Consider the following 23,020-nt stretch of genomic DNA (forward strand, 5'->3'; position numbering starts at 1 on the left):
CACGATCATCCACTTGCCACGTCCGGCGTGCCCGGCTCCGCCCCACCGGGCGCGAGCGGCGGAACCGAACCGGATGAATGAGGATCAATCTCCAGTAATCCATCGAGGTTGAGCACTGCGGAACACGGCCGTAACATACCGGCGCACTGTTAGCGCTCACATGGAGCGACCTCCATGTGACCGCAGGCCGCTGTCCCGTCAGGAGGATGTTTTATGACTAGGTCCAGGGCGACCAATGCCGGCCTGGCGTCGGCCGCCGTCGCGTTACTGGCGTCGTCCGCGGTTGTCGTGGCATTGCCGGCAGGTGCCGCGGCTGCCGGCTGCTCGGTGAACTATGCCGTGTCCTCGCAATGGCAGGGCGGATTCGGCGCCAACGTGTCGATCACGAACCTGGGCGACCCGCTGAACGGCTGGACGTTGACGTGGTCGTTCGGCGCCGGACAGACGGTGACGCAGGCGTGGAACACGACGCTGACGCAGAGTGGTTCGACGGTGACGGCAAGGAGCGTGAGTTACAACGGTTCGGTCGGCACCAACGCCTCGGTGTCGTTCGGCTTCAACGGATCGTGGACCGGCAGCAACCCGGTGCCGACGAGCTTCGCCGTGAACGGCGTGACGTGCACCGGCGGCACCGTGCCGACCACCAACCCGACCAACCCGCCGACCAACCCCCCGACCAACCCGCCCACCCCGCCGCCGACCACGACCCCGCCGCCGACCGGTACGTGCAACCTGCCGTCGTCGTACCGGTGGTCGTCGACCGGTGCCCTGGCGCAGCCGAGGTCGGGTTGGGTGTCGTTGAAGGACTTCACCTACGCCCCCTACAACGGTCAGCACCTCGTCTACGCCACCACGCACGACACCGGGACCTCGTGGGGGTCGATGAACTTCGGCCTGTTCTCCAACTGGAACCAGATGGGCTCGGCCAGCCAGAACGCGATGTCGTCCGGAACCGTCGCACCGTCGCTGTTCTACTTCGCCCCGCGCAACATCTGGGTGCTCGCCTACCAGTGGGGCGGGACCGCGTTCTCCTACCGCACCTCCAGCAACCCGACCAACGCCAACGGCTGGTCGGCCCAACAGACCCTGTCGACGGCGAGTATCTCCAACTCCGGGACCGGGCCGATCGACCAGGCCCTCATCGGCGACGACCAGAACATGTACCTGTTCTTCGCCGGGGACAACGGCCGTATCTACCGCTCCAGCATGCCGATCGGGAACTTCCCCGGCAGCTTCGGCTCCAACTACACCACGATCATGACCGACAGCACGAACAACCTCTTCGAGGCCGTCCAGGTCTACAAACTCCAGGGCCAGCAGCGGTACCTCATGATCGTCGAGGCGATCGGCTCGCAGGGTCGCTACTTCCGCTCCTTCACCGCGACCAGCCTCGGCGGCTCCTGGACCCCGAACGCCACCAGCGAGAGCAACCCCTTCGCCGGCAAGGCCAACAGCGGCGCCACCTGGACCAACGACATCAGCCACGGCGAGCTGATCCGGACCAACGCCGACCAGACCATGACCGTCGACCCCTGCAACCTCCAACTCCTCTACCAGGGCCGCTCCCCCAACTCCGGCGGCGACTACGGCCTGCTGCCCTACCGCCCCGGACTCCTCACCCTGCAACGCTGACCAACCAACCAACCATCTGACCGTCTGACCCACGACCCGCCCGACGGGCCCGGGACGAACAGGGCGGGCTCGGCACCAGCCGAGCCCGCCCTGTCAGCTGCGGAGCCGGGACGACAGCGGCCGAATCGTCGCGCCGCTCGGCCCCGGGGTTCAGGGGCGGCCGGTGCTGCGCTGGTCGAGCTCGTCGGCCAACTCCATCCACACCCGGGCGCACTCCCTGGCGATCCGCTCGATCAGGATGGCGCAGTGCGGCGATACGTCGTCCACGGCCTGCCGCCACTCGGCCGGCGCGACCGTGCGGGTGCTCAGCCAGCGCAGCAGGTGCCGGCCCGACTCGGTGTACCGGAGCGAGGGGTCGCGCCGCAGACCCTCCAGCAGCGCCCGGATGTCCACCGGATCGAGCCCGGCGCCGCCGGCGGTACGCGATTCCGGGCGGCCGGCGGTGCCGCCGGCCGGGTCGCATCCGCCGCGTTGCCGGGGCGGCACCGGGTCCTGGCCGGCACGCACCCGCGCCCGTACGTCCCGGGCCGTTCCGACCGAGATGCCGGCGGCCCTGGCGATCTCCCGCAGTGACAGGTCGGGCCGGGCGGCGATCACCTGGCTGGCCAGCCGGCGTCCTTCGGCGGCGTTCAGCGGCCTGGCCCGGCCGTCCCGGCCGATCCGGACCGGTGACGGCTGTACGGCCGACCTCAGCCGGATCGCCGCGACCGTCCTGGCGGCGAGGCCGGCGGTCGAGGCGATGGCCCGGTCGGACAGTTCCGGATGGGACTGGATGATCCGCCCCGCGGCGGCCTGGCGCTCGGCCAGGGTCAACGGCAGTCCGTGCGTGACGTTGGCCTGCACCGCCAACCAGAACGCATCCGCCTCGTCACCGTCGAAGAACTGTACGGCTATCCTGTCCCGACCCATCAGCCGAGCCGCCGTCAGCCGGTGCATCCCGTCGATCACACGCATCGTCTGACGATGTACGTAGATCGCCGGGAGGCCCGCTTCCACTTCGGCGAGTACGCGCACGTGATCGGCGTCGATTCCGGTGAGTCGCGGCGAGTCGGCGGCTCGGAGCGCGGCCACGGCCACCTCGACGACCGGAATGCCTCGGGGATCTTCGGCGACGGCCCGTGCGCGGTCCACCTCGGCGGACGATAACTCGGCAACTGCGAAGTCGACAGCCATTCACTTCCTCCGTTCGATCAACCCGGCCGTGCAGCAGGTCGCGACAGAGGTCGTCGACCCGACAATTCACCAGCCAGTTCGGACCGCACGAGAACTCGCCGTTGTGGAATCGTCGGCACGACTCCACACCGATGGAAGGAAATGATGTTTATGCGACGGCAGGCCCCCGTGCAATCGCTGTTGTAACCGTCTCCAACTGCGCCGTGATCAACCCTACCCTCCGGCACGAAGAGAACGCAATGGATCAATGCGCCGCGAAGCCTCCCCACCAGGGCCGCCTTGTCGCTCGGAAAAGGCGTCGGAGCAGCTTCTGACCACCCGTGGCCACCCGCCCGCGCCGTTGTCGGGCGCGGCGGCGGACGCGCTCGGATGTTCAACCGGATCCATCCGCAGTTGTACACCGCACGGTGGGCGCCGTCCCGCCGCCGGAGCCGGTCAGGAGCGGTGGAGACGGTAGAGGACGGGATGGGGTGCGGTCCGGTGACGAGCGAAGGTGGCCAGGACGTAGCTCCGGAAGCTGGGCTTGAGGACCAGAGACGGCAGGATCTCCGTCAGCCGGGACCAGCGACAGTGGTTGACGAGGGTGAAGCCGACTCCGCTGCCGTCGACGGGCGCCAGGACGGTCGAGTTGTCCAGCCCCGTCTCCGCCTGGAACCACCCGGCCGTGTACTGCCAGGCGGCCAGGTTCTCGGTCACCCGGTCGGCGGTGAAGTAGTTGAACAGGAAGACTCCCTGACGGTCGTGATCCACCGGACCGATCCGCCGCACGTTGGACGCGGCGAAGGCCAGGACGTTGCCGTGGCTGCGCCGCGCTGTCCCGACCAGCTCCCGCACGGGCGTACCGGAGAGGAGTCCAGCGGCGGCGGCGACCGACCCCAGCTCGACGAGGAGGACGACGTCGTACTCGGCGGCCGGTACCCGTTGACCGGGCAGGGCGCGGGTGCCCGGCGGGCGTACCAGGCCACGGAACGTGTCGGCCCGGGAGACGTCCGACCGGCCGCGCAGTACGGTGGCGACCTCCTCGACCTGGGCCAGCAGCTGTCGTCGTCGGGCGTTCGGCAGGGCGACGGGCCGCCGCCATCGCCCCGACGCGATCCCCACGAACACGAAGCCGGCGGCGGCGGGCTCGACCAGCCGGACGGCGGGCCATCGGGCCGGGTCGGCGGCCCGGGTCGAGCCGGGTCGCGGGTCATGGCGTGCAGCACTGTCCTCGGTCATGCGAGTAGGACCCGTGGGCACCCCCGGAACGTGACATGGGTCGGGGTCGCCGTTCCTGTCGGTGCACCGCCACCCCGGCGACGACCAGGGCCACCCCGAGGGCTTCGAGCGCCGTGGGGACCTGCGCCAGGACGACGACGCCGACCACCGTGGCGGTGGCCGGCAGCAGGGTGAGCATCAGCGCGAAGGTGGCTCGGGAGAGTCGGGCCATCGCCAACTGGTCGCACACGTAGGGGATCACCGACGAGCAGACGCCGACCCCGAGCCCGGCGGCGAGCAGCACCGGCTCGTCGAGCCCCGCCGCGACCTGGTCGAACCCGAACGGGCTGACCAGGACGACCGCGACGAGCATCGCGGCAGCCAACCGGTGGATGCCCGTCGTGCCGCCGGCCGCGGCCACCCGGTGCCCGAGGACGACGTAGAGCAGGAACAGTACGCAGTTCAGGCCCGCGAACACGAAGCCGAGGGGCTCGTCGACGAGCCGGGCGTCGGCGAGCAGGGCCACGCCCCCGAAGGCGGTCAGGAAGGCCAGCAGGTTGCGCCGGGTCCGGACCCCGACGGCGGCCAGCAGCACCGGGCCCAGGAACTCGACCGCGCTGACGGTGGCCAGCGGCAACCGCTCCAGAGCGAGGTAGAAGCTGCTGTTCATCAGCCCGAGGACCACGCCCAGGGCAACCAGCAGGCGCCGCTGCGGCCAGCTCGACGCGGCGAACACCCGCCACGGCCGGGCCCAGACCGCGAACACCAGCGCGGCGGCGGCGATCCGCAGCCAGGCGACACCGAGTACGTCGAGCCGGGCGAAGAGGAGCACCGCGAAGGCCGGCCCGAGATTGTGGAACAGCGCGCTGGTGGCGAAGTAGGCAGCGGCCGGGACCCGATCGGCCGGGCCCGCCCGCCCGGCCGGCGGGACCGAACTGCCGGCGGAGGCCGGGGCGGTGGTGGACACCGACCTATTATCGAAAGGCCCGCGCTTCGGATCCATGACATGTTGTGAACCGACGGAGGATTCTGATGGCCAAAGGGAAGCCCGGTCGAGCTGAATTCCTCCGAAGCGGAAAATCGGATCTGGATCCGCTCAGCCGGCGGCTGCTCGCCGAACTGACGACCGATCCGCGCAGTTCGGTGACCGCGCTGGCGCGTACCCTCGGCGTCTCGACGCCGACCGTCCGGGACCGCCTCCGGCAGCTCGAGGAGTCGGGGGTGATCCGGGGCTACCGGGTGGACATCGATCCCGCCGCCGTCGGACTTCCGGTGTCCGCCTGGGTACGGGTGCGGCCCGGTCCGGGGCAACTCGATCGGGTGGTGGCACTCGCCCGACGCAGGCCCGAGGTGAGCGAGTGCCACCGGGTCACCGGTGAGGACTGCTTCCTCCTGCGCGTGCACGTGCCCGACGTCGAGGACCTGGCGCCCGTACTCGACGAGTTCCTCCTGCACGGCACCACCACCAGCGCGATCGTCGTCTCCACGCCGGTGCCGCCCCGCCCGACGCTGCCCGCACCGAACTGACGCTGCCCGCACGGACCGGCGGTGCGGACGTCCGGCGCGGGCCGTGCGGGCCCGCCGGGGTCACCGCAGGAACGACCACCAGGTGACCGCGACACAGATCAGCAGCATCCCGGTGGCGTTCAGGAACAGGTCCCGGCCGAGGTCGCGGCGCCGGACGTGCATGGCGATGGCGACCACGAAATAGACCACCAGGGCAGACGACGTGACCAGCCCCAGGTACGGCACGACGATGCCGAGCAGCAGGCCGGCGGCGGCGGCGAGCTTCACCGGGGTCAACAGTCGCCAGTACCGGCGGGGAAACCCGACGTTGGTCAGGCAGCGGCGCACGAAACCGACCGGCCGCACGCAGAAGAACGCGTCGACGAGTTGGACGAGGGCCAGCGCGACGACCGGCCACACCGGATCCGGCAGTCTCATCGCGGTCGTCTCCCCCGCCCGGTCGGTATGCCTGCCGGGCACGGCGGGTGGCTCCGCATCGGGTAGCGCATCTGTCTCTGCTCCTCACCTCACGGTTGTCGTACCTTCCGGAAGAAGGACACCGGCGGGGGGCGGATCGTGACATCACACCTGCCGGCAACGCTCCCGGCACCGATTCCAGGCATCCTGAAGGCTGTTTCGAGGCGGGTGCCGGATAGTTGGTGCGAGCCATGCCGTGTGTCCTGGCGACTGGAGGCGGACCAGCAGTGACGGGAGCCGACGACGACGTCGACGAGAGCGCCACCAGGGCGTTCGTCGAGAATCGCCGCAGAATCCTGGCGATCGCCTACGGCATCCTCGGCACCCTGACCGATGCCGAGGAGGTCGCCCAGGACGCCTGGATCAGATGGTCGAACGTGCCCGTCGACGACGTGCGCGATCCGCGCGCCTACCTGACCCGGATGGCCAGCCGGCTGGCGCGCAACCGGCTCCGGGACAATCTCGCGCGCCGCGAGACGTACGTCGGTCCCTGGTTGCCCGAGCCGGTCGCCACCGGCCCGGACGCGGCGCGGTACGTCGAGCGCGCGGACGAGGTGTCGATGGCGCTGCTCGTCGTACTGGAGACGCTGACCCCGACCCAACGTGCCGTCTTCGTGCTCCGCGAGGTGTTCGGGTACTCGTACCGGGAGATCGCCGACTATCTCGGCGGTTCCGAGCCGAGCGTCCGGCAGATGGCCAACCGGGCACGGGCGGACGTCCGCGCCCGCCGCTCGCGCTTCGAGACCGACCGTCGCCGGCATGCCGAGATCACCCGGCGCTTCCTGCGGGCCTGTTCCAGTGGCAACGTCGACGAGCTGATCGAGGCGATGAGCGCGGAGGCCACGCTGCTCGCCGACGGCGGTGGCCGGGTCGGGGCCGCCCGGCAACCGGTGGTGGGGCCCGAGAAGGTGGCCCGGCTGCTGGTGGCGCTCGCCACGGGCCCGGGGCACGGGATCCGGATGCGGATGGTCGAGGCCAACGGCCAGCCGGCGCTGGTCGGCTGGGCGGATTCGGGCATCGCCGTCTCCGTACACCTCGTGCTCGCCGACGACCGGGTGGAGCAGGTACTCATGATCCGGAATCCCGCCAAGTTGGGCGGCCTCGGCTCGGCGGAGCCGGCTGGTGCTCCGGGCTGGTCCCGGCGCCGCTGACCCGGCACCGCCCAACGGCTGTGCCGACCACTCGTCATCGCTCGTCGTCGAGGTGCACCATCCCGCCGCCCGGTCCGTGCTCCCGTCGGGGCAGTTCGCCGGAGCCGGCGATCGCCTCGGCTCCGGCCTTCAGGCCCGCGGTCTCCCACTCGACGTACCGGCGGATCCGCCCACCGGCCAGCAGTCCGATCAACGGCGCCAACACGCCGGTCTGCTCCAGACCGAGCACGAGGCGGCTCGTCTCCCCCGACCCGACCGGACTGATCACATGGGTGCCCACGGTCGTCACGCCACCCGCACTGGCCGTCCAGGCGAACGACGAGCCCGCCGTCCACTCGGTCACCGTCCAGACCATCGGCCGCAGGCGCGGCTGGACGATCCGGACCCGGTCGCCGACCCGCAGCGACCCGTCGAGCAGCTCCACGGCGACGATCGACTCGGTCAGCGCCGGCCAGCGGGTGGGCTGGGACAGCACCTTCCACAGCACGTCCGGCCCGGCGTTCACCAGAGCCTCGGTACGAATCTTCACGTCGAACCCGCTCTCCGTCGAAATGGTCCTGGACCGCCGTCGCCACGGCATCCGGCGGCGCGGTCATTGGCCCACGCTGGCGCGGTGCGAAGCAAGGCGCTGTCTCCAATACGGCTTCAGGGCTTCTTGAGGGTCGGTCGCCGAGGCGAGCCGTTCGCGCCGGTACATGTACCATCTGGTACAGATCAACCAGCGGGAACCGCCGCTCCGGGAACGAACCCGGCCGTGGAGCGGGGCGTCCGGATCTCGACGGGAGTTCGGATGGAGTTTCGCGTCCTCGGGCCGATCGAGGTCGTCGGCGACGGCGGTGTCACCGGCCTGGGTGGCCGCAAGCCACGGCGGTTGCTGGCCGCGTTGCTGGTGAACCACGGCCGGGTGGTGGCCACGGCCGCCCTCGCCGAGGCGGTCTGGGGACCTGGCGCACCCGGCCGGACGCGCGCCCTGCTGCACACCTACGTCTCGACGCTGCGCACCGCCCTCGCGGCCGCCGGCGCCCCGGCCGTGATCCACACCCGGGCCCCCGGTTACCTGATCCAGGTCGACGGGACGCTGGATCGGGACGAGTTCGTCCGGCTGGGCACGGCGGGGCGTGCGGCGACGGCCGCCGGCCGGTGGCACGAAGCCGCCCAGCTGCTGCGGCAGGCGCTGGAACAGTGGCGGGGGCCGGCGCTGGAGGGGGTCGAGTCGGGCTGGCTGGCCGGCGAGGCCGCCCGGTTGGAGGAACTTCGGCTGGCCACCCTGGAGGACCGGATCACCGCGGAGCTGGCCCTGCACGCGTGGGACGCCGTCACCGCGGAGCTGACCGATCTGGTGCTCCGGTATCCGTTCCGGGAACGGTTCCGGGGTCAGTTGATGACAGCGCTGGCCGGTCTGGGGCGCCACCCGGAGGCGCTGGAGGTCTACCGGAGCGGCCGGGACGTCCTGGTCGAGCAGCTCGGGTTGGAGCCGGGGCCGTGGTTGCGGGCGGTGCAGCAGGCGGTGCTGCGGGGCACCGCGCCGGTCCCGGACGCCGACGGGGTGTCCGCCGCCGCGACCGCGACGGCCGGGGTACCCGGACCGGCCGGCCCGCCGCAGCCGCTTCCGCCGGCACCTGACGACTTCACCGGCCGCGAACCGGAGATCCGGGCGCTGACGGGCGAGTTGTCGACGGCATCGCACCAGCGGGCCGTACGGGTGGTCACCGGCCCTGCCGGAGTCGGCAAGTCGGCGTTCGCCGCGCGGGTGGCGCAGTTGATCTCGCCCGGCTATCCGGACGGCCAGCTCTACGCGCGACTCGACGGGACCACCGGCACGCCCGCCCGGCCGCACGCCGTCCTCGATCGTCTCCTCCGGCAACTGGGCGTCCCCGCGACCGCACTGCCACAGGGACTGGCCGAGGCCACCGCGCGGTACCGGAGCCTGACCGCCCGGCGACGGATGGTCGTACTCCTGGACGACGCGTACGACGAGCAACAGGTACGCCCGCTCCTGCCCGCCAACCCGGCCTCGGCGGTCATCGTCACCGCGCGCCGTCGGCTCACCGGGATCGCCGGCGCACGGCTTGTCGAGTTGGGTCCCCTCGACGGCGACGAGTCGCGCCGGATGCTGGCCGCGGTCATATGGGCGGAGCGGGTGGCCGCGCAACCGGCCGCCGCCCGCCTCATCGCGCGGTACTGCGACGGCCTGCCGGTCGCCCTGCGCGCCGTCGCGGCCCGGTTGTCCCGGCGTCCCCGCTGGCCCCTGCACCTCTTCGCCGGCCGGCTCGCGGACGAGCGCGGGCGCCTCGACGAGCTGCACACCGCCGACGACGACCTGCGTACCCGGTTGGCGCCGAGCTACCGCCAGCTCGGCGCGTCGGCACGGGTCCTCTTCCACAGCCTGGGTCTGCTGCGGGTCGCCGAGTTCACCCCGGCCACCGTCGCCGGGGCGCTGCGGCTGCCGCCCCGGCACGCCGAACAACTCGTCGAGCAGCTCGTCGACCTCCAGCTGGCGGAGGTGGTCCGCTACGAGCCCACCGGACAGATCCGGTACTGGCTGCCGCCGCTGCTCCGCCTCTACGCCCGGGAGCGGGCCGAGGCGGAGACGCCGCCGGGCGCGGCAGGCGTCCTCGTCGCGCTGCTCACCGCCTACTGGCTGCGCCTTTTGGACCCGGCCGGCGGCCGACCGGGCGCGGACGCCGGCCACCGGGCCAGCCGGGTCGATCCCGGGCGCTGGCTGGCGGCGGAGTACCCGGCGATGCGCATGGTGATGCACACCGCCGTGCTGGTCGGTCGTGCCGGGGATGCCCGGCGGCTGGCGACGGCCGTGGCCCGGTTCGTGGACGACCGGGCCGGCCGGGCCGGGCCGACGCTGCTGTTCGCCGCGGCACAGGCGCCGGTCGTCCTCGCCCCGCCACGGGACGCCGTCGCGGGATGAGGCGCACGGCCGCCGGGCTCCGGGTCGGCTCACCCCGGCCCGGGTTCGACCAGGTCTACGAAGAGCGCCATCGCGGCGTCGACGCCGGCCGTGTCACCGCTGAGAAGTACGTCGTGGAGCAGGCCGCGGGCGACGGCGAGGCCGAGGCGGGCCCGTACCCGGGCCGTCTCCGGCCGGTGACCGGCCCTGCGCAGCAGTCCGGTCAGCTGGTGCAGCCACGGTTCGACGAGCGAGTCGCGGAGGACCACCGCGTGCGGCTGGGACCGCATGGCGTGCGCCGACAACTCGAAGAACAGTGGGCCGTAGCGGAGCGCGGGTGCCAGAACGAGTGACCAGAACTCCAGCGCCGCCTCCCGGGGCGTGGCCCGGGTCGATTCCGCGAGGCGGTCGAGCACCTGACGCTGTTGCCGTTCCACCGCGTCGACCACGGCGGCGAGCAGTCCCTCCCGGGAGCCGAAGTGGTAGAGGAGCATCCGATGGCTGGTGCCCACCGCCGCCGCCAGCGTACGCAGGCTCTGGTCCCGGACACCGTGGTCGGCGAGGTGCTCGACCAGGGCCTGCAACAACTGTTCCCGAGCGGTCGAGGGGACCCTGCCGTCCGTCACGTACCGAATGGTACATATCACCGTCCGGGCCGGGCCGGCCGGCCGGGTAGCCCGCCACCGGCCCGGACCACGGTCGGCTATCGGCGGCGGGCCACCAGGACGGCGTCGGAGATGTTGACCTCGTGCCCTTCGGGGTCCACCCGCCGTCGGGGCCGGGTCTCGGCGGCCAGCACCGTCCAGTCGGCCGGGTCGAGGGCTGCGGCGACCTCCTCGGCGGTGAACATCATGTCGGGGAAGTGCATCCGGTGCGCCGAGGTGTGCATGTCCGACGGGTGGTGGCCGACCAGCAGCAGTGTGCCGCCCGGTGCGACCGCGGCGGCCAGCCGGCCGAACAGCTCCCGCCGCACCTGCCCGGGCAGGTGCATGTACTGCGCGGAGACCAGGTCGTACCGGCCCTCGTCCAGTGGCCGCTCCCGCAGGTCCGCGTGCAGCCACTCGATCCGGCCGGCGACCTGCGCACCGGCCGCCTCGGCGTGCGCGGCGGCCCGGCCGAGTGCGGTGGTCGAGATGTCGACCCCGGTGACCTGCCAGCCCCGCTCGGCCAGCCAGATCGCGTCGGCGCCCTCGCCGCTGCCGACGTCGAGGGCCCGGCCCGGCACCAGCCCGGCGGCCTCGGCGACGAGTTGCACGTTCGGGTGCCCGCTCCAGATCGCCGGCTTGGCGCCGTAACGCTCCTCCCAGCCCTCCTGCTCGAACGCGTCGCGCACCTGGCGCCGGTACGACTCCACGGCCGCGCGGGTCTCCTCGGCCACCAGGTCGGCGTTGACCGCCGCCCCGGCGAGCAGGCCGGAGGCGGCCGCCGAGATCACCTGGGCGCGTACGTCCGCCGCGTTGCCAGCCACCCAGACCCCGGGTGCCGCCTGCCCGGTCGGGTCGGCCGGGAGCTGACTTCCGACGACGTGCCCGCCCATCTCCACGTCGACCGGCTTGACGCCGAGCGACTCCAGCACGCCGGCCCGGGCGGTGAACCGGGGCGCGACCACCACCGCGTCGAGCGCGACGACCTCGCCGGAGGCCAGGCGTACCCCGGTCAGCGTGTCGTCGCCGACCTCCAGCCCGGCCACCTCGCCGAGGACGACCGGGATGCCGCGCGCCGCGAGCTGTTCGGCCTCGGCCGGCTCCAGCGCCAGGTTCCGGTGCGCCAGCAGCATCACCTGCGGGCTCCACTGCCGCCACAGGTTCACCTGGTGCACCGCCAGCGCGGTCGACCCGCCGGCCAGTACGCCGATCCGCCGATCGCGCACCTCCCAGCCGTGGCAGTACGGGCAGTGCAGCACGTCCCGACCCCACCGCTGGGCCAGGCCGGGCAGCTCGGGCAACTCGTCGACCAGCCCGGTCGCCACCAGCAGCCGGCGGGACCGCAGCTCGGTCCCGTCGTCCAGGGCGAGCCGGAACCCGTCGCCGTCCCGGAGCACCGTCCCGACCCGGCCGGTGCGGACCTCGCCGCCGTACCGGGCCAGCTCGGCCCGCCCGTCGGCGATCAGCTCGGCCGGCGGGGTCCCCTCCCGGCCGAGGTAGTTGTGCACCCCGTCGGCCGGTGCGTTGCGCGGCTCGCCGGCGTCCACCACCAGCACCGAGCGCCGGGCCCGGGCCAGTGCCGATGCTCCGGCCAGCCCGGCGGCCCCGCCGCCGACCACCACCACGTCGTATGTCATGTCCAAGCCCGTCTCCAGCACGTCGCACTCTCCTTGTCGCCAGGTACCCGTCCACGGTGCGCCCGGCCCGAGACAGCGGCAAGTATCCTTGCCACTATGGCAAACGAGGAGTTCGCCTTGACCTCGGTCGGTCTCCGCCTGCGGGAGCTACGCCAGCAGCGCGGCAGCACCCTCACCCAGCTCGCCGAACTCACCGGCATCTCGCTGAGTACCCTCTCCCGGCTGGAGTCCGGCGGCCGCAAGCCGACCCTGGAGCTGTTGCTGCCGCTCGCCCGGGCCTTCCAGGTCTCGCTGGACGAGCTGGTCGACGCTCCCGCCACCGCGGATCCCCGGGTGCACCCCCGGCCGATCGTCCGGCACGGCATCACCTTCCTCCCGCTCACCCGCCGGCCGGGCGGTCTGCAGGCGTTCAAGCAGATCCTTCCGCCGGGCACCCCGAAGGGCGAGTCGGAACCGCAGACCCACGAGGGGTACGAGTGGCTCTACGTGCTCTCCGGGCGGCTGCGGCTGCGGCTCGGCGAGCACGACCTGATGCTCGCCCCCGGCGAGGTCGCCGAGTTCGACACCCGGGTTCCGCACCGCATCTCCAACCCGGGTCCCGGGCCCACCGAGGTGCTCTCCCTCTTCGGGCCGCAGGGCGAGCGGCTGCACGTCCGGGCCCGGCCGAAGCAGCGCTGACCGACCGGAATCACGTCGGCCCGCGGAGCGGAATCCGGAAGAAATCCGGCCCGCCGCCGGTTGCCGCGTTGTGTGATCGACGTATCGTTGTCTGTCCTCGACCTCGCACCGGTCGCCGCCGGCACCACCAGCGGCGCGGCCCTGCGGCACACCACCGAACTCGCCCGGCGCACCGAGGAGCTGGGTTACCACCGGTTCTGGGTGGCCGAACACCACAACATGCCGGCCATCGCCAGCTCCGCCCCGGCGGTGCTGATCGCCCACGTGGCGGCGGCCACCTCGACCATCCGGGTCGGCTCCGGCGGGGTAATGCTGCCCAACCACGCGCCGCTGGTGGTGGCCGAGCAGTTCGGCACGCTGGAGGCGCTGCACCCGGGCCGGATCGACCTGGGCATCGGACGGGCGCCCGGCACCGACCAGCCGACCGCACTGGCCCTGCGCCGCACCATGGCCGGGCTGTCGGCGGAGAACTTCCCGGAGGAACTGGACGACCTGGTCAACTATTTCACCGGGGAACGGCCGGGGCCGATCACCGCCACCCCGGGCCACGGGGACCGGCCGGCGATCTGGCTGCTCGGCTCCAGCGTGTTCAGTGCCCAGCTCGCCGGGCTGCTCGGCCTGCCGTTCAGCTTCGCGCACCACTTCAGCGCGGCGAACACCCTGCCGGCGCTGGCGCTCTACCGGCAGAGCTTCCGGCCGTCGCGCTGGCTGGACCGGCCGTACGCGATGGTGGCGGTGAACGCGGTCTGCGCCGAGGACGACGAGCGGGCGGAGTGGCTCTTCGGCCCGGCCGCGCTCTCCTTCCTGCGGCTGCGCACCGGCCGGCCCGCCCCACTGGCCACCCCGGACGAGGCGGCGGCGTACCCGTACACCGAGCCGGAGCGGCAGTTCGTGCTGCAACGGCGGGAGGGGCAGGCGCTCGGCTCCCCCGAGACGGTGCGGCGCCAGCTCACCGACCTGCTGGAGCGGACCGAGGCCGACGAGCTGATGCTCACCACCCTGGTCTACGACATCGCCGACCGGGTGCGCTCGTACGAGCTGATCGCGGAGAAGGTCGCCGGCGGGCTGCGCCGCCAGGGTTGAGACGCGAGGGTTGAGACGTCACGGCGGTGGCCGTGACCGGCGTCACGCCGTTCGGATGTCGCGAAACACACTCTTCACCGTGCTGTCATCGACACGCACCGGAAGCCGCCTAATGTTCTTACCGGTGGTGGTTCGACAAGCGCGATCGGGACGGGTCGCGTGATGTCGCGGTGTGTGCCGCACCGGCACGTGGGGAGATGAGCGAACCCGCGGGCCGGTGCGGCTTCGCGTTTCCGGCGACCGCCGTCGCCGACCCGCCTACCTGAGGTAGACCGCCGGGGCCGGCGGGCTGGACATCCCGTTGCCGATGAAGAAGCTCGGGTGCGGCGGCTGGTTGTAGGCGGTGTTCTGCCAGGCGATCGCCACCCGGTACATCGGGTCGTGCATCAGGGTGTGTATCCGGGTGCCGGTCTGGGTCGGGGTGCTGTAGATCCGCAGCGCGCTGTTGTCGCTGGTCCGCCAGATCACCTCCTCGCGCCAGTCGCCGAGGATGTCCGCCGAGAGCGCGGGGGTGGCCTTGGTGCCGTTGTTCGACGCCACCCCGCTGCCGGTGAGCAGCCGGGTGTCCGAGCCGGTGCCGTACTTGTCGATCCAGGTCTGGTCGAGCAGTTCCCGGACCGGGTCGCCGTCCCACCAGACCAGGAAGTTCGACGACGACGGCTTGCGGCCGACGTTCGACCCGCTCGGGCTGCGCAGCCCGTCGACCGCCGCCGACCAGGACTCCGCACCGGCGCTGCCGGCGTAGACGTCCCCGGCCACCCCCCGGCCGTTGTCCCCGCCGGGCGCCGTCGACCAGTAGACCTGCCCGGTACGCGCGTTGGCGAACCAGGACGACGGCTTCGACGAGTCCTCGCTGACCTTGAAGTACTCCAGCCCGGAGCGGCTCGGGTCGAGGTCGCCGAGGTGGGCGGCGTCGCCGTGCCCGTGCCCGGTGTTCCAGAGCGGGGAGCCGTTGTCGTTGACCGCCATCGCCCCGTAGAGGATCTCGTCCCGGCCGTCGGCGTCGACGTCGCCGACGGTGAGCGCGTGGTTGCCCTGCCCGGCGTACTGCGAGCCGGCCGAGTTGGAGTCGAAGGTCCAGCGCCGGGTCAGCGAGCCGTTGCGGAAGTCCCAGGCGACGATGACGCTGCGGGTGTAGTAGCCGCGCGCCATGACCAGCGAGGGCCGCTGCCCGTCCAGGTACGCCGTGCCGGCGAGGAACCGGTCCACCCGGTTGCCGTAGTTGTCGCCCCAGGACGAGACCGTGCCCCGGGCCGGCTCGTAGTTGACGGTCGAGCGGACCGCGCCGGTCTGCCCGTCGAACATGGTCAGGTACTCCGGACCGGCGAGCACGTAGCCGCTGGAGTTGCGGTGGTCCGCCGAGGCGGAGCCGATCACCTGGCCGGTGCCGGACCGGCTGCCGTCGGCGGTCTTCATCGCCACCTCGGCGCGGCCGTCGCCGTCGTAGTCGTAGACCTGGAACTGGGTGTAGTGCGCGCCGGCCCGGATGTTGCGACCGAGGTCGATGCGCCAGAGCCGGGTGCCGGTCAGGGTGTACGCGTCGACGTAGACGTTGCCGGTGTAGCCGGACTGCGAGTTGTCCTTGGCGTTGGACGGGTCCCACTTGAGGACGATCTCGTACCGGCCGTCGCCGTCCAGGTCGCCGATCGAGGCGTCGTTCGCCGCGTAGCTGTACGACTCGCCGGCCGGTGTCGTGCCGCCGGGCGGCACCTGGAGCCGTACGTCCAGATAGCCGTTGCCGAACTGGAGGGCCGGCGCCGAGTCGGCCTGCTCGGTCCCGTCCACCACCGCCCGCACCGTGTACGCCGTCCCGGCGGCGGCACCCGGGTCGAGGTAGTTGGTGGCGCCGGTGATCGGGGTCGGGTTGACCCGGGTGGAGCCCCGGTAGAGGTTGAACGACACTCCGGAGGTCTCGGTGCCGAGCAGCCGCCAGGAGACCAGGTTGCCGCTGCCGGAGCGGACGCTCACCAGCCCCCGGTCCAGGTTCTCCACCTGCTTGGCCCCGGCCGGCGGGTTGGTCGGCGGCGAGGTGGTCACCGGCGGGGTGACCGGTGGAGTCGTCGCCGGTGGGGTCGTCGCCGGTGGGGTGCTGGTCGGTGGCCCGCCCGGGGTGGTCGTGGTCGGTGCCACCGAGCCGGTGCAGGTGGTGCCGTTCATCGCGAAACTCGCTGGCACCGGGTTGCTGCCGGTCCACGAGCCGTTGAAGCCGAAGCTGGCGGCGGCGCCGGTGGCCAGCGAGCCGTTGTAGCCGACGTTGCTGGCGGTGACCTGGCTGCCGCTCTGGCTGACCGTGGCGTTCCAGGCCTGGGTGACCTGCTGTCCGGCGCCGTACGACCAGGTCAGGTTCCAGCTGGTGATCGGGTCGCCGAGGTTGGTGAGGCTGACGCTGGCGCCGAAGCCGCCCTGCCACTCGTTCGTCACCTGGTAGTCGACCCGGCAACCGGCGGCTGCGGCCGAGGCGACCACCGTGCAGGTGACGGTCGCGGCGAGCGCGGCGGCGGCGGTGCCGGCGAGCAGGGTGTGGCGTCGTCGTGCATTGCGCATGATCAACTCCATTGGAGGCGGGGCGCGAACACCGGATCCCGTCCGCCGGCCCGATGGACCGGGGGTGCCGTGCCGACCCTGCCCGGCGGGTAGGCGTGGATCCGGTTCGCGGGTGGGCGGCCGGCTGGAACAGTTCAACCGGCAGCCCGACAATGGGGTACGACTCCTGCGCACCTGAATGCTAGGGCAAGCGTTTTCCGGTGCACAACATCGAGGAAGTCGCATCGGAAGCTCTCGTCGACCAGCAGCACCATCCCTTTTCGACCTGCCGGGCGGGCCCGTCGAACTGGTCAGGCCGGCGGCCCGCTGACTAGGCTCCGCTGGATGCGACCGACGGTCCCCCTGATCCGGCGCCTCGACGCCGACGACCTCGCCGAGGCCTACGAACTGAGCCGACTCGCCTTCGGCTCCGCCCCGTCCACCGCGCCGCCGTCCCGGGATCCCCGGCCGGGCGTCACCGGGTACGGCGCGTTCGACCCCGACGGCCGGCTCGTCGGCAAGGCGATCGACCTGCACCACGAGCAGTGGTGGACCGGTCGCCGGGTGGCGGCGGCCGACGTCGCCGGGGTCGCGGTGCTGCCCGAGGCGCGCGGCCGGGGCGTCGCCCTGGCGCTGCTGCGTGAACTGCTGGCCGGAGCCAGGGAGCGGGGTGCCGCGATCAGCGCCCTCTACCCGACGGTGACCGGGCCGTACCGGCGGGCCGGCTGGGAGGTGGCCGGCGCCCTGCGCGCGGTCGACCTGCCGACCGTGTCGCTGCCCCGGCACCGGCCGGCACCCGGGCTGACGGTCCGGCCGGGTGGTCCGGCCGACCTCGACGCGACGGCCGACCTCTACCAGCGGCTCGCCCGGCACCGTCGCGGCCTGCTTACCCGCCGGGGCGGCGTCTTCGACTGGCACCGGCCGCCGACGGCGCTGCCGGACGGGGTCGACGGGCTCAGCCTGGTCGAGCGGGACGGCCGGCTTGTCGGGTACGCCAGCTGGCAGCGCGGCCGCGGCTACGACCAGCACGCCGTACTCACCGTGCGGGACGTACTGGCCGAGACCGCCGAGGCGGCCCGGGAGCTGGTCGGGGTGCTGGCCAGTTGGCAGAGCGTGACGCCGACGATCCGGCTCTGGCCACTGGCCCACGACGCGGTCGCCGCACAACTGCCGCTGGAACAGGCACGGCAGCACGAGGAGCGGCTCTGGATGCACCGACCGGTCGACGTGGTCCGGGCGATCAGCGACCGGGGCTGGCCGGGGTACGTACGCGGCCGGGTCGACTTCGCCCTCGCCGACGAGCTGGCGCCGTGGAACTCCGGCACCTGGCGGCTGGAGGTGGACGGCGGCGCCGCCGAACTGCACCGGCTCCCGGACGACGCCCCGGCCCCGAAGCTCTCGGTACGCGGCTTCGCCCTGCTCTACAGCGGCGCCGCCGACGGAGCCGCGGTGGCCGAGGCCGGGCTGCTGCACTGCCCCGCCGGCACCGACCCGATCGGCCTCGACCTGCTGGCCGCCGGCCCCCGGGCCGACCTGCTCGACTACTTCTAAATCGGTCGACGGGAAATCTTCTTTTGCTGAAGAAGTCAAAAGTTCGCGCTTTCGCGACGAAACATCTAGACATTCAAAAGTAACAATCGTAGGGTCTGCCTTGCCAGGCAGCGGCGTGCCGGGCCACCCACCGGACGTAACGACGTCGTCCCGTCGGTCGCCACGGCGCGTCGCCGAGTGTCCGCCGCGCCCGTGACGGTGCGATGTCGGCCCGCTCACCCCCTGGGAGGAAACGTGTTCCGACCATCCCGACGAGCGCGTACGCCGATCCTCGGCGCGGTCGCCACCGCGCTGGCCCTCACGGCCGTGCAGCTGCCGGCCGGCGGCGCCACGGCCGCGCCCCCACCACAGGAACCCGGTGTGACACTGCGGGTCTTCGACCTCCAGGTGCCACTGAACAACCTCTGCACCCTCAAAGCCGCGCAGACGCCCAACGTGGACAAGCTGATGCCGGTGGTCGACTGGACGAGCGCGGCCGACTTCGGCTTCGAGAACTACTTCCTGGCACAGGCCCTGGGCAACATCAACATCTCTCAGGCCGGCAGCTACACCTTCCGGCTGGTCAGCGACGACGGCTCCCGACTCCTGATCGACGACGCTGTCGTCGTCGACCACGACGGACTGCACGGGCCGGACCCGAAGGACGGCACCGTCGAACTCACCACCGGCTACCACTCGCTGCGGATCGACCACTTCGAACGCGACGGCGGCCAGCAGTTGACGTTGCAGTGGCGCACCCCCGGCGCCACGTCGTTCGTGACCGTGCCCAACTCGGTGCTCAGCACCGACGCCGGTGTCGTCCGGGTGACCGCACCGGGGAAGAAGGAGTGCGAGGCCAGCGGTGACTCGCCAGGTGACGGGCTGCCGCTGACCGCCGTACATCCCGGCTACACGCTCACCAACCTGCGACCCAGCGGATTCGAGCCGCAGGTCACCGGCTTCGACTGGCTTCCGGACGGGCGCCTCGCGGTGCTCACCTGGGGCGGTTCGCTCAGCACCGCCGGCGAGGTCTGGCTGCTCGGCAACGTCACCGGCAGCACCAGCCCGGCCCAGGTGACCCGGACCCGGGTGGCCAGCGGGCTCCAGGAGCCGATGGGCATCAAGGTGGTCGACGGCAAGCTGTACGTCTCGGAGAAGCACCGCCTGACGGAGTTGAACGACACCAACGGCGACGGGGTCACCGACAACTACCGCACCGTGGCGACCTGGCCGTTCGGCCAGAACTTCCACGAGTTCGCCTTCGGCCTCCTCTACGCCGACGGGTTCTTCTACCTGAACCTCTCGGTGTCGATCAACTACGGCGGCGCCACCACCGACCCGCAGCCGGCCGGCAACCGCGGCACCACCGTCAGGGTCAACCGGAGCACCGGCGCGGTCTCCTATCTCGCCGGCGGGCTGCGTACCCCGCACGGCATCGGCTGGGGTCCGGAGGGCGGGCTCTTCGTCACCGACAACCAGGGCGGCTACCAGCCGGCGTCCAAGCTGCTGCACATCAAGCAGGACCGGTTCTTCAACCACTACCTCAACCCGGCCGGGCCGTTCGACAACAGGCCGGTCAGCCAGCCGGTCCTCTGGTTCCCGCAGAACGAGATCGGCAACTCGCCGAGTACCCCGGTGATGATCACCCAGGGTGCCTTCGCCGGGCAGATGGCGATCGGCGACGTCACCTACGGCGGCCTCCAGCGGGCGTACCTGGAGAAGGTCAACGGGGAGTACCAGGGCGCGCTGTTCCGGATGACCCAGGGACTCGAGGCGGGCGTCTCCGAGGTCAGCGTCGGCCCGGACGGCGCCCTCTACACCGGCGGCCTGCACGGCGGCGGGAACTGGGGCCAGGAGGGGAAGCTCAACCACGGCCTACAAAAGATCGCCACGAACGGCAGCACCAACTTCGACATGCTGGCGATGCGGGCCCGGTCGAACGGCTTCGAGATCGAGTACACCAAGCCGCTCTCGACGGCGACCGCGACGGCGCTGGCCTCGAAATACCGGGTGAAGCAGTGGCGGTACGTGCCGACCGCCGCCTACGGCGGGCCGAAGGTGGACGAGGAGACGCTGTCGGTCTCCTCGGCGACGCTCTCGGCCGACGGAAAGAAGGTCACCCTGGTCGTCAACGGGCTCAAGGCTGGCCGGGTGGTGCACGTCCGCTCACCCCGGCCGTTCAGCGCGACCGACGGCCAGTCACTCTGGAGCACCGAGGTCTGGTACACCCTGAACGCGATTCCCGGCCAGGTGCCGCCGGTCAACCTCGCGCTGGGCAGGCCGGCCACGGCCGACAGTTCCTGCTCGGCGACCGAGAACCCGGCAAAGGCCGTCAACGGCACCACCACATCCGGCAACCTGGACAAGTGGTGTTCGACCGGCACCAACCGCTGGTTGCAGGTCGACCTCGGCTCGACGCAGAGCGTCAACCGGGTCGTCGTCGCGCACGCCGGTGCCGGCGGCGAGAACTCCGCCTGGAACACCCGGGACTTCACCATCCAGGCCAGCACCAACGGCACCGCCTGGAGCACGGTCGCCACCGTCACCGGCAACACCGCCAACACCACCACGCACACCTTCGCGGCCACCCAGGCCAGATACCTCCGCCTCGCCGTCGGCACACCGAGCGGCAACGGAGACAACGCGGCCCGGATCTACGAGTTCGAGGCCTACGGCGGTACCGCGCCGGCGACGGCCAACCTCGCCCTCGGCCGGCCGGCGACCGCGGACAGCTCCTGCTCCGGCACCGAGGGACCGGCGCAGGCGGTGAACGGCAGCGTGACCGGCGGCAACAGCGACAAGTGGTGCTCGCTCGGCACCACCAAGTGGTTGCAGGTCGACCTGGGCGCCGTCCGGAGTGTGCAGCGGTTCGTGGTCCGGCACGCCGGTGCCGGCGGCGAGAACACCGCCTGGAACACCCGGGACTTCACCATCCAGGCCAGCACCAACGGCACCGCCTGGAGCACGGTCGCCACCGTCACCGGCAACACCGCGAACGTCACCACCCACGACATCGCGGCCACCCAGGCCAGGTACGTCCGGCTGGCCGTCACCGCGCCGACCGGCACCACCGACAACGCGGCCCGGATCTACGAGTTCGAGGCGTACGGACCCGCCGGCGACCCCGGCCGGATCACCCTCTTCGACGGGTCCAACATGGACAACTTCCAGCAGCCCAACGGGGCCAACCCGACCTGGCCGCTGGGCAACGGCGGGGTGGAGGTGCTCGGCGGCGACATCCGCAGCCGGCAGAGCTTCGGCGACTTCAGGCTGCACGTCGAGTTCTGGCTGCCGAACCTGCCGGCGGACGTCACCGGGCAGGCGCGGGCGAACAGCGGAATCTACCTCCAGGACCGGTACGAGCTACAGGTGCTCGACTCGTACGGCGACACCACCCCGGCCACGAACGAGTGCGGTGCCATCTACGAGAAGCTGGCGCCGAGGGTGAACGCCGCGACCGCGCCGCAGACCTGGCAGACGTACGACGTGACGTTCCGGGCCGCCCGGTTCGACGCGTCGGGGGTCAAGACCGAGAACGCCCGCGTCACCGTCGTCTGGAACGGCGTCACCGTGCACGACAACGCCGAGATCACCGGACCGACCGGCGGCGGGGCGGCGGAGGGACCCTCGGTGGGCCCGATCCGGCTCCAGGACCATGGGGACCCAGGCCCCAACCTCTACTACCGGAACATCTGGGTCGAGCCGCTCGGTTAGTCCTCACGGAAGGTCGTGGAACGGCCGGATCCCGAGGTCGGGATCCGGCCCGCCGCGGCGGCGCTGGGCGACACGGCGGAGCCGGACGGCCCGACGGAGCCGGGCGTGCGTGGCGTCGGTTCAGTTGGCGCCGGAGCTGGTCAGCAGCGGGATCAGCGCCAGCCCGCCGCAGCAGATCACGCCGACCACCACGAGCGTGATCACCAGGACGCTGTAGTTCGACCACATGCCGAACTTCGTCACGTCCGTGCCCCGGCCGTCGTGCACCCGGTTGCGCCAGCCGCCGAACCGGAACGACAACTGGTGCCCGACACCCGGCTGCACCGTCACCCTGGTGGTCATCACCGGAATGCCGAACAGGTCGGTGAACCGGACGTCGTGCTCGCCGGCCGGCACCGCGATGTGGAAGGTCCCCTCGGCCATGCCGGAGACCTCACGCCCGTCGATCTTCAGTTTGCAGGTGGTGGGCGCCGGCACCAGGTAGGGGCCCCGGTTGGCCGAGACGACGAGTGCGCCCCAGCCCGGCGGCAGTGGGACCGGGTGCGGATAGGCGGCCAGCGCCATGCCCGGCGGCGGAACCGAGGGGTATGCCATCGACGCATCGTGGCACAGCCCGTCCGGCGCCCCGGCCCCGGGCGGCCCCGCGCCGGACCGGCAGCCCGTGGCGTCCCGGTGTCCTCGGTCCGCCGACCGGTGTCGCGACCCGGATGTCCCTTGCGGAGCGGAAGTCGTCCGCCGCCGACCACGAAGCTCCGGCGGGGACCTGCCTGTTCGGCCATATTTCCCATTGCGTGCTTCGGGGATGATGGATGCGGTGACATAAGGGCCAGAGGAGGACCGGGCGGGTGGACAGCCAGATCGAGTTGGCCGACATGATCTTCCAACTCCGCTCGGAACTCAGCAGGGCAATGTGGTCCGGCGAGCATTCCGACCTTCGGTTCAGGGCCGAGTCCGTCGAATTGGAACTGACCGTGGGTGTCGAGAGGTCCACCGACCCCCGGGTCGGGATCAGGTTCTTCGTGCTCGACGTCTCCGCCGGCCGGCAGCGGGCACACACCGCGACACAGCGGCTGACCCTGCGCCTGCAACCGGTGCACCCGGACGCGCCCGACCAGCCCGCCATCGTCACCGGCCGGTCCCTGCCGGATGAGCAGTAGCGGACTCGTCGACGAT

General features: G+C 71.9%; 19 protein-coding genes. 10 read left to right on the forward strand and 9 right to left on the reverse strand.

What is annotated here, in order from left to right; translation table 11 throughout:
* Nucleotides 1-213: 213 nt before the first annotated feature.
* Nucleotides 214-1,632: a non-reducing end alpha-L-arabinofuranosidase family hydrolase gene (locus O7626_RS22285; protein WP_278063053.1), complete on the forward strand. Its 1,419-nt coding sequence runs from the start codon at nt 214-216 to the stop codon at nt 1,630-1,632.
* Nucleotides 1,633-1,782: 150 nt separating this feature from the next.
* On the opposite strand, the gene O7626_RS22290 is transcribed toward O7626_RS22285, so the two are convergent.
* Complete coding sequence (locus O7626_RS22290; RefSeq protein ID WP_278063054.1) at nt 1,783-2,586, reverse strand: transcriptional regulator; 804 nt, start codon at nt 2,584-2,586, stop codon at nt 1,783-1,785.
* Between the two features lie 9 nt (nt 2,587-2,595).
* On the opposite strand from O7626_RS22290, the gene O7626_RS22295 reads away from it, so the two are divergent.
* Nucleotides 2,596-2,778, forward strand: a complete 183-nt coding sequence (locus tag O7626_RS22295; protein WP_278063055.1) for a hypothetical protein — start codon at nt 2,596-2,598, stop codon at nt 2,776-2,778.
* A 462-nt stretch (nt 2,779-3,240) separates the two neighbouring features.
* Here O7626_RS22295 and O7626_RS22300 read toward each other — a convergent pair whose 3' ends face one another.
* A complete protein-coding gene (locus O7626_RS22300) occupies nt 3,241-4,023 on the reverse strand; it encodes a hypothetical protein (protein ID WP_278063056.1) in 783 nt (260 codons plus the stop codon).
* Entirely contained in the window at nt 3,995-4,864 is an 870-nt protein-coding gene (locus O7626_RS22305; RefSeq protein ID WP_278066261.1) for an EamA family transporter, read from the reverse strand. The genes O7626_RS22300 and O7626_RS22305 overlap by 29 nt, the downstream gene beginning before the upstream one ends.
* 170 nt (nt 4,865-5,034) lie before the next feature.
* On the opposite strand from O7626_RS22305, the gene O7626_RS22310 reads away from it, so the two are divergent.
* Nucleotides 5,035-5,529: an Lrp/AsnC family transcriptional regulator gene (locus O7626_RS22310; protein WP_278063057.1), complete on the forward strand. Its 495-nt coding sequence runs from the start codon at nt 5,035-5,037 to the stop codon at nt 5,527-5,529.
* 60 nt (nt 5,530-5,589) lie between these two features.
* Here O7626_RS22310 and O7626_RS22315 read toward each other — a convergent pair whose 3' ends face one another.
* Entirely contained in the window at nt 5,590-5,946 is a 357-nt protein-coding gene (locus O7626_RS22315; protein WP_278063058.1) for a DoxX family protein, read from the reverse strand.
* A gap of 266 nt (nt 5,947-6,212) precedes the next feature.
* Here O7626_RS22315 and sigJ point away from each other — a divergent pair, with 266 nt between their 5' ends.
* On the forward strand, nt 6,213-7,136 hold the full coding sequence (gene sigJ, locus O7626_RS22320; protein ID WP_278063059.1) for an RNA polymerase sigma factor SigJ: 924 nt from the start codon (nt 6,213-6,215) through the stop codon (nt 7,134-7,136).
* 34 nt (nt 7,137-7,170) lie between these two features.
* Here the strand turns inward: sigJ and O7626_RS22325 are convergent, their stop codons facing one another.
* Nucleotides 7,171-7,665 carry an SRPBCC family protein gene (locus O7626_RS22325; RefSeq protein ID WP_278063060.1) on the reverse strand — a complete coding sequence of 165 codons (495 nt, stop codon included), beginning with the start codon at nt 7,663-7,665 and terminating at the stop codon, nt 7,171-7,173.
* Between the two features lie 261 nt (nt 7,666-7,926).
* Between O7626_RS22325 and O7626_RS22330 the strand changes: the two genes are divergently transcribed.
* Complete coding sequence (locus tag O7626_RS22330) at nt 7,927-10,059, forward strand: BTAD domain-containing putative transcriptional regulator (RefSeq protein WP_278063061.1); 2,133 nt, start codon at nt 7,927-7,929, stop codon at nt 10,057-10,059.
* Between the two features lie 29 nt (nt 10,060-10,088).
* On the opposite strand, the gene O7626_RS22335 is transcribed toward O7626_RS22330, so the two are convergent.
* Together O7626_RS22335 and O7626_RS22340 are read right to left on the reverse strand one after the other, a co-directional pair.
* Nucleotides 10,089-10,664, reverse strand: coding sequence for a TetR family transcriptional regulator (locus O7626_RS22335; RefSeq protein WP_278063062.1), 576 nt, complete (start codon nt 10,662-10,664; stop codon nt 10,089-10,091).
* Between the two features lie 77 nt (nt 10,665-10,741).
* Nucleotides 10,742-12,340, reverse strand: coding sequence for a bifunctional NAD(P)/FAD-dependent oxidoreductase/class I SAM-dependent methyltransferase (locus O7626_RS22340; protein WP_347404806.1), 1,599 nt, complete (start codon nt 12,338-12,340; stop codon nt 10,742-10,744).
* A 75-nt stretch (nt 12,341-12,415) separates the two neighbouring features.
* Between O7626_RS22340 and O7626_RS22345 the strand changes: the two genes are divergently transcribed.
* Nucleotides 12,416-12,997, forward strand: coding sequence for an XRE family transcriptional regulator (locus O7626_RS22345; protein WP_278063063.1), 582 nt, complete (start codon nt 12,416-12,418; stop codon nt 12,995-12,997).
* A gap of 72 nt (nt 12,998-13,069) precedes the next feature.
* Nucleotides 13,070-14,080, forward strand: coding sequence for an LLM class flavin-dependent oxidoreductase (locus O7626_RS22350; RefSeq protein WP_278063064.1), 1,011 nt, complete (start codon nt 13,070-13,072; stop codon nt 14,078-14,080).
* Between the two features lie 258 nt (nt 14,081-14,338).
* Here the strand turns inward: O7626_RS22350 and O7626_RS22355 are convergent, their stop codons facing one another.
* Nucleotides 14,339-16,624, reverse strand: coding sequence for a cellulose binding domain-containing protein (locus O7626_RS22355; RefSeq protein WP_278063065.1), 2,286 nt, complete (start codon nt 16,622-16,624; stop codon nt 14,339-14,341).
* 324 nt (nt 16,625-16,948) lie between these two features.
* Between O7626_RS22355 and O7626_RS22360 the strand changes: the two genes are divergently transcribed.
* Together O7626_RS22360 and O7626_RS22365 are read left to right on the forward strand one after the other, a co-directional pair.
* Nucleotides 16,949-18,154, forward strand: coding sequence for a GNAT family N-acetyltransferase (locus O7626_RS22360; protein WP_278063066.1), 1,206 nt, complete (start codon nt 16,949-16,951; stop codon nt 18,152-18,154).
* A 234-nt stretch (nt 18,155-18,388) separates the two neighbouring features.
* The gene (locus tag O7626_RS22365; protein ID WP_278063067.1) at nt 18,389-21,847 is read left to right on the forward strand and encodes a discoidin domain-containing protein; all 3,459 of its coding nucleotides are present in this window, start codon (nt 18,389-18,391) and stop codon (nt 21,845-21,847) included.
* A 120-nt stretch (nt 21,848-21,967) separates the two neighbouring features.
* Here the strand turns inward: O7626_RS22365 and O7626_RS22370 are convergent, their stop codons facing one another.
* Nucleotides 21,968-22,441 (reverse strand): hypothetical protein, encoded by a 474-nt coding sequence (locus O7626_RS22370; RefSeq protein WP_278063068.1) that lies wholly within the window; start codon nt 22,439-22,441, stop codon nt 21,968-21,970.
* A 251-nt stretch (nt 22,442-22,692) separates the two neighbouring features.
* Here O7626_RS22370 and O7626_RS22375 point away from each other — a divergent pair, with 251 nt between their 5' ends.
* A complete protein-coding gene (locus O7626_RS22375; protein WP_278063069.1) occupies nt 22,693-23,004 on the forward strand; it encodes a trypco2 family protein in 312 nt (103 codons plus the stop codon).
* Nucleotides 23,005-23,020 lie beyond the last annotated feature (16 nt).

Source organism: Micromonospora sp. WMMD1102 (assembly GCF_029626265.1).
Classification (GTDB): Bacteria; Actinomycetota; Actinomycetes; order Mycobacteriales; family Micromonosporaceae; genus Plantactinospora.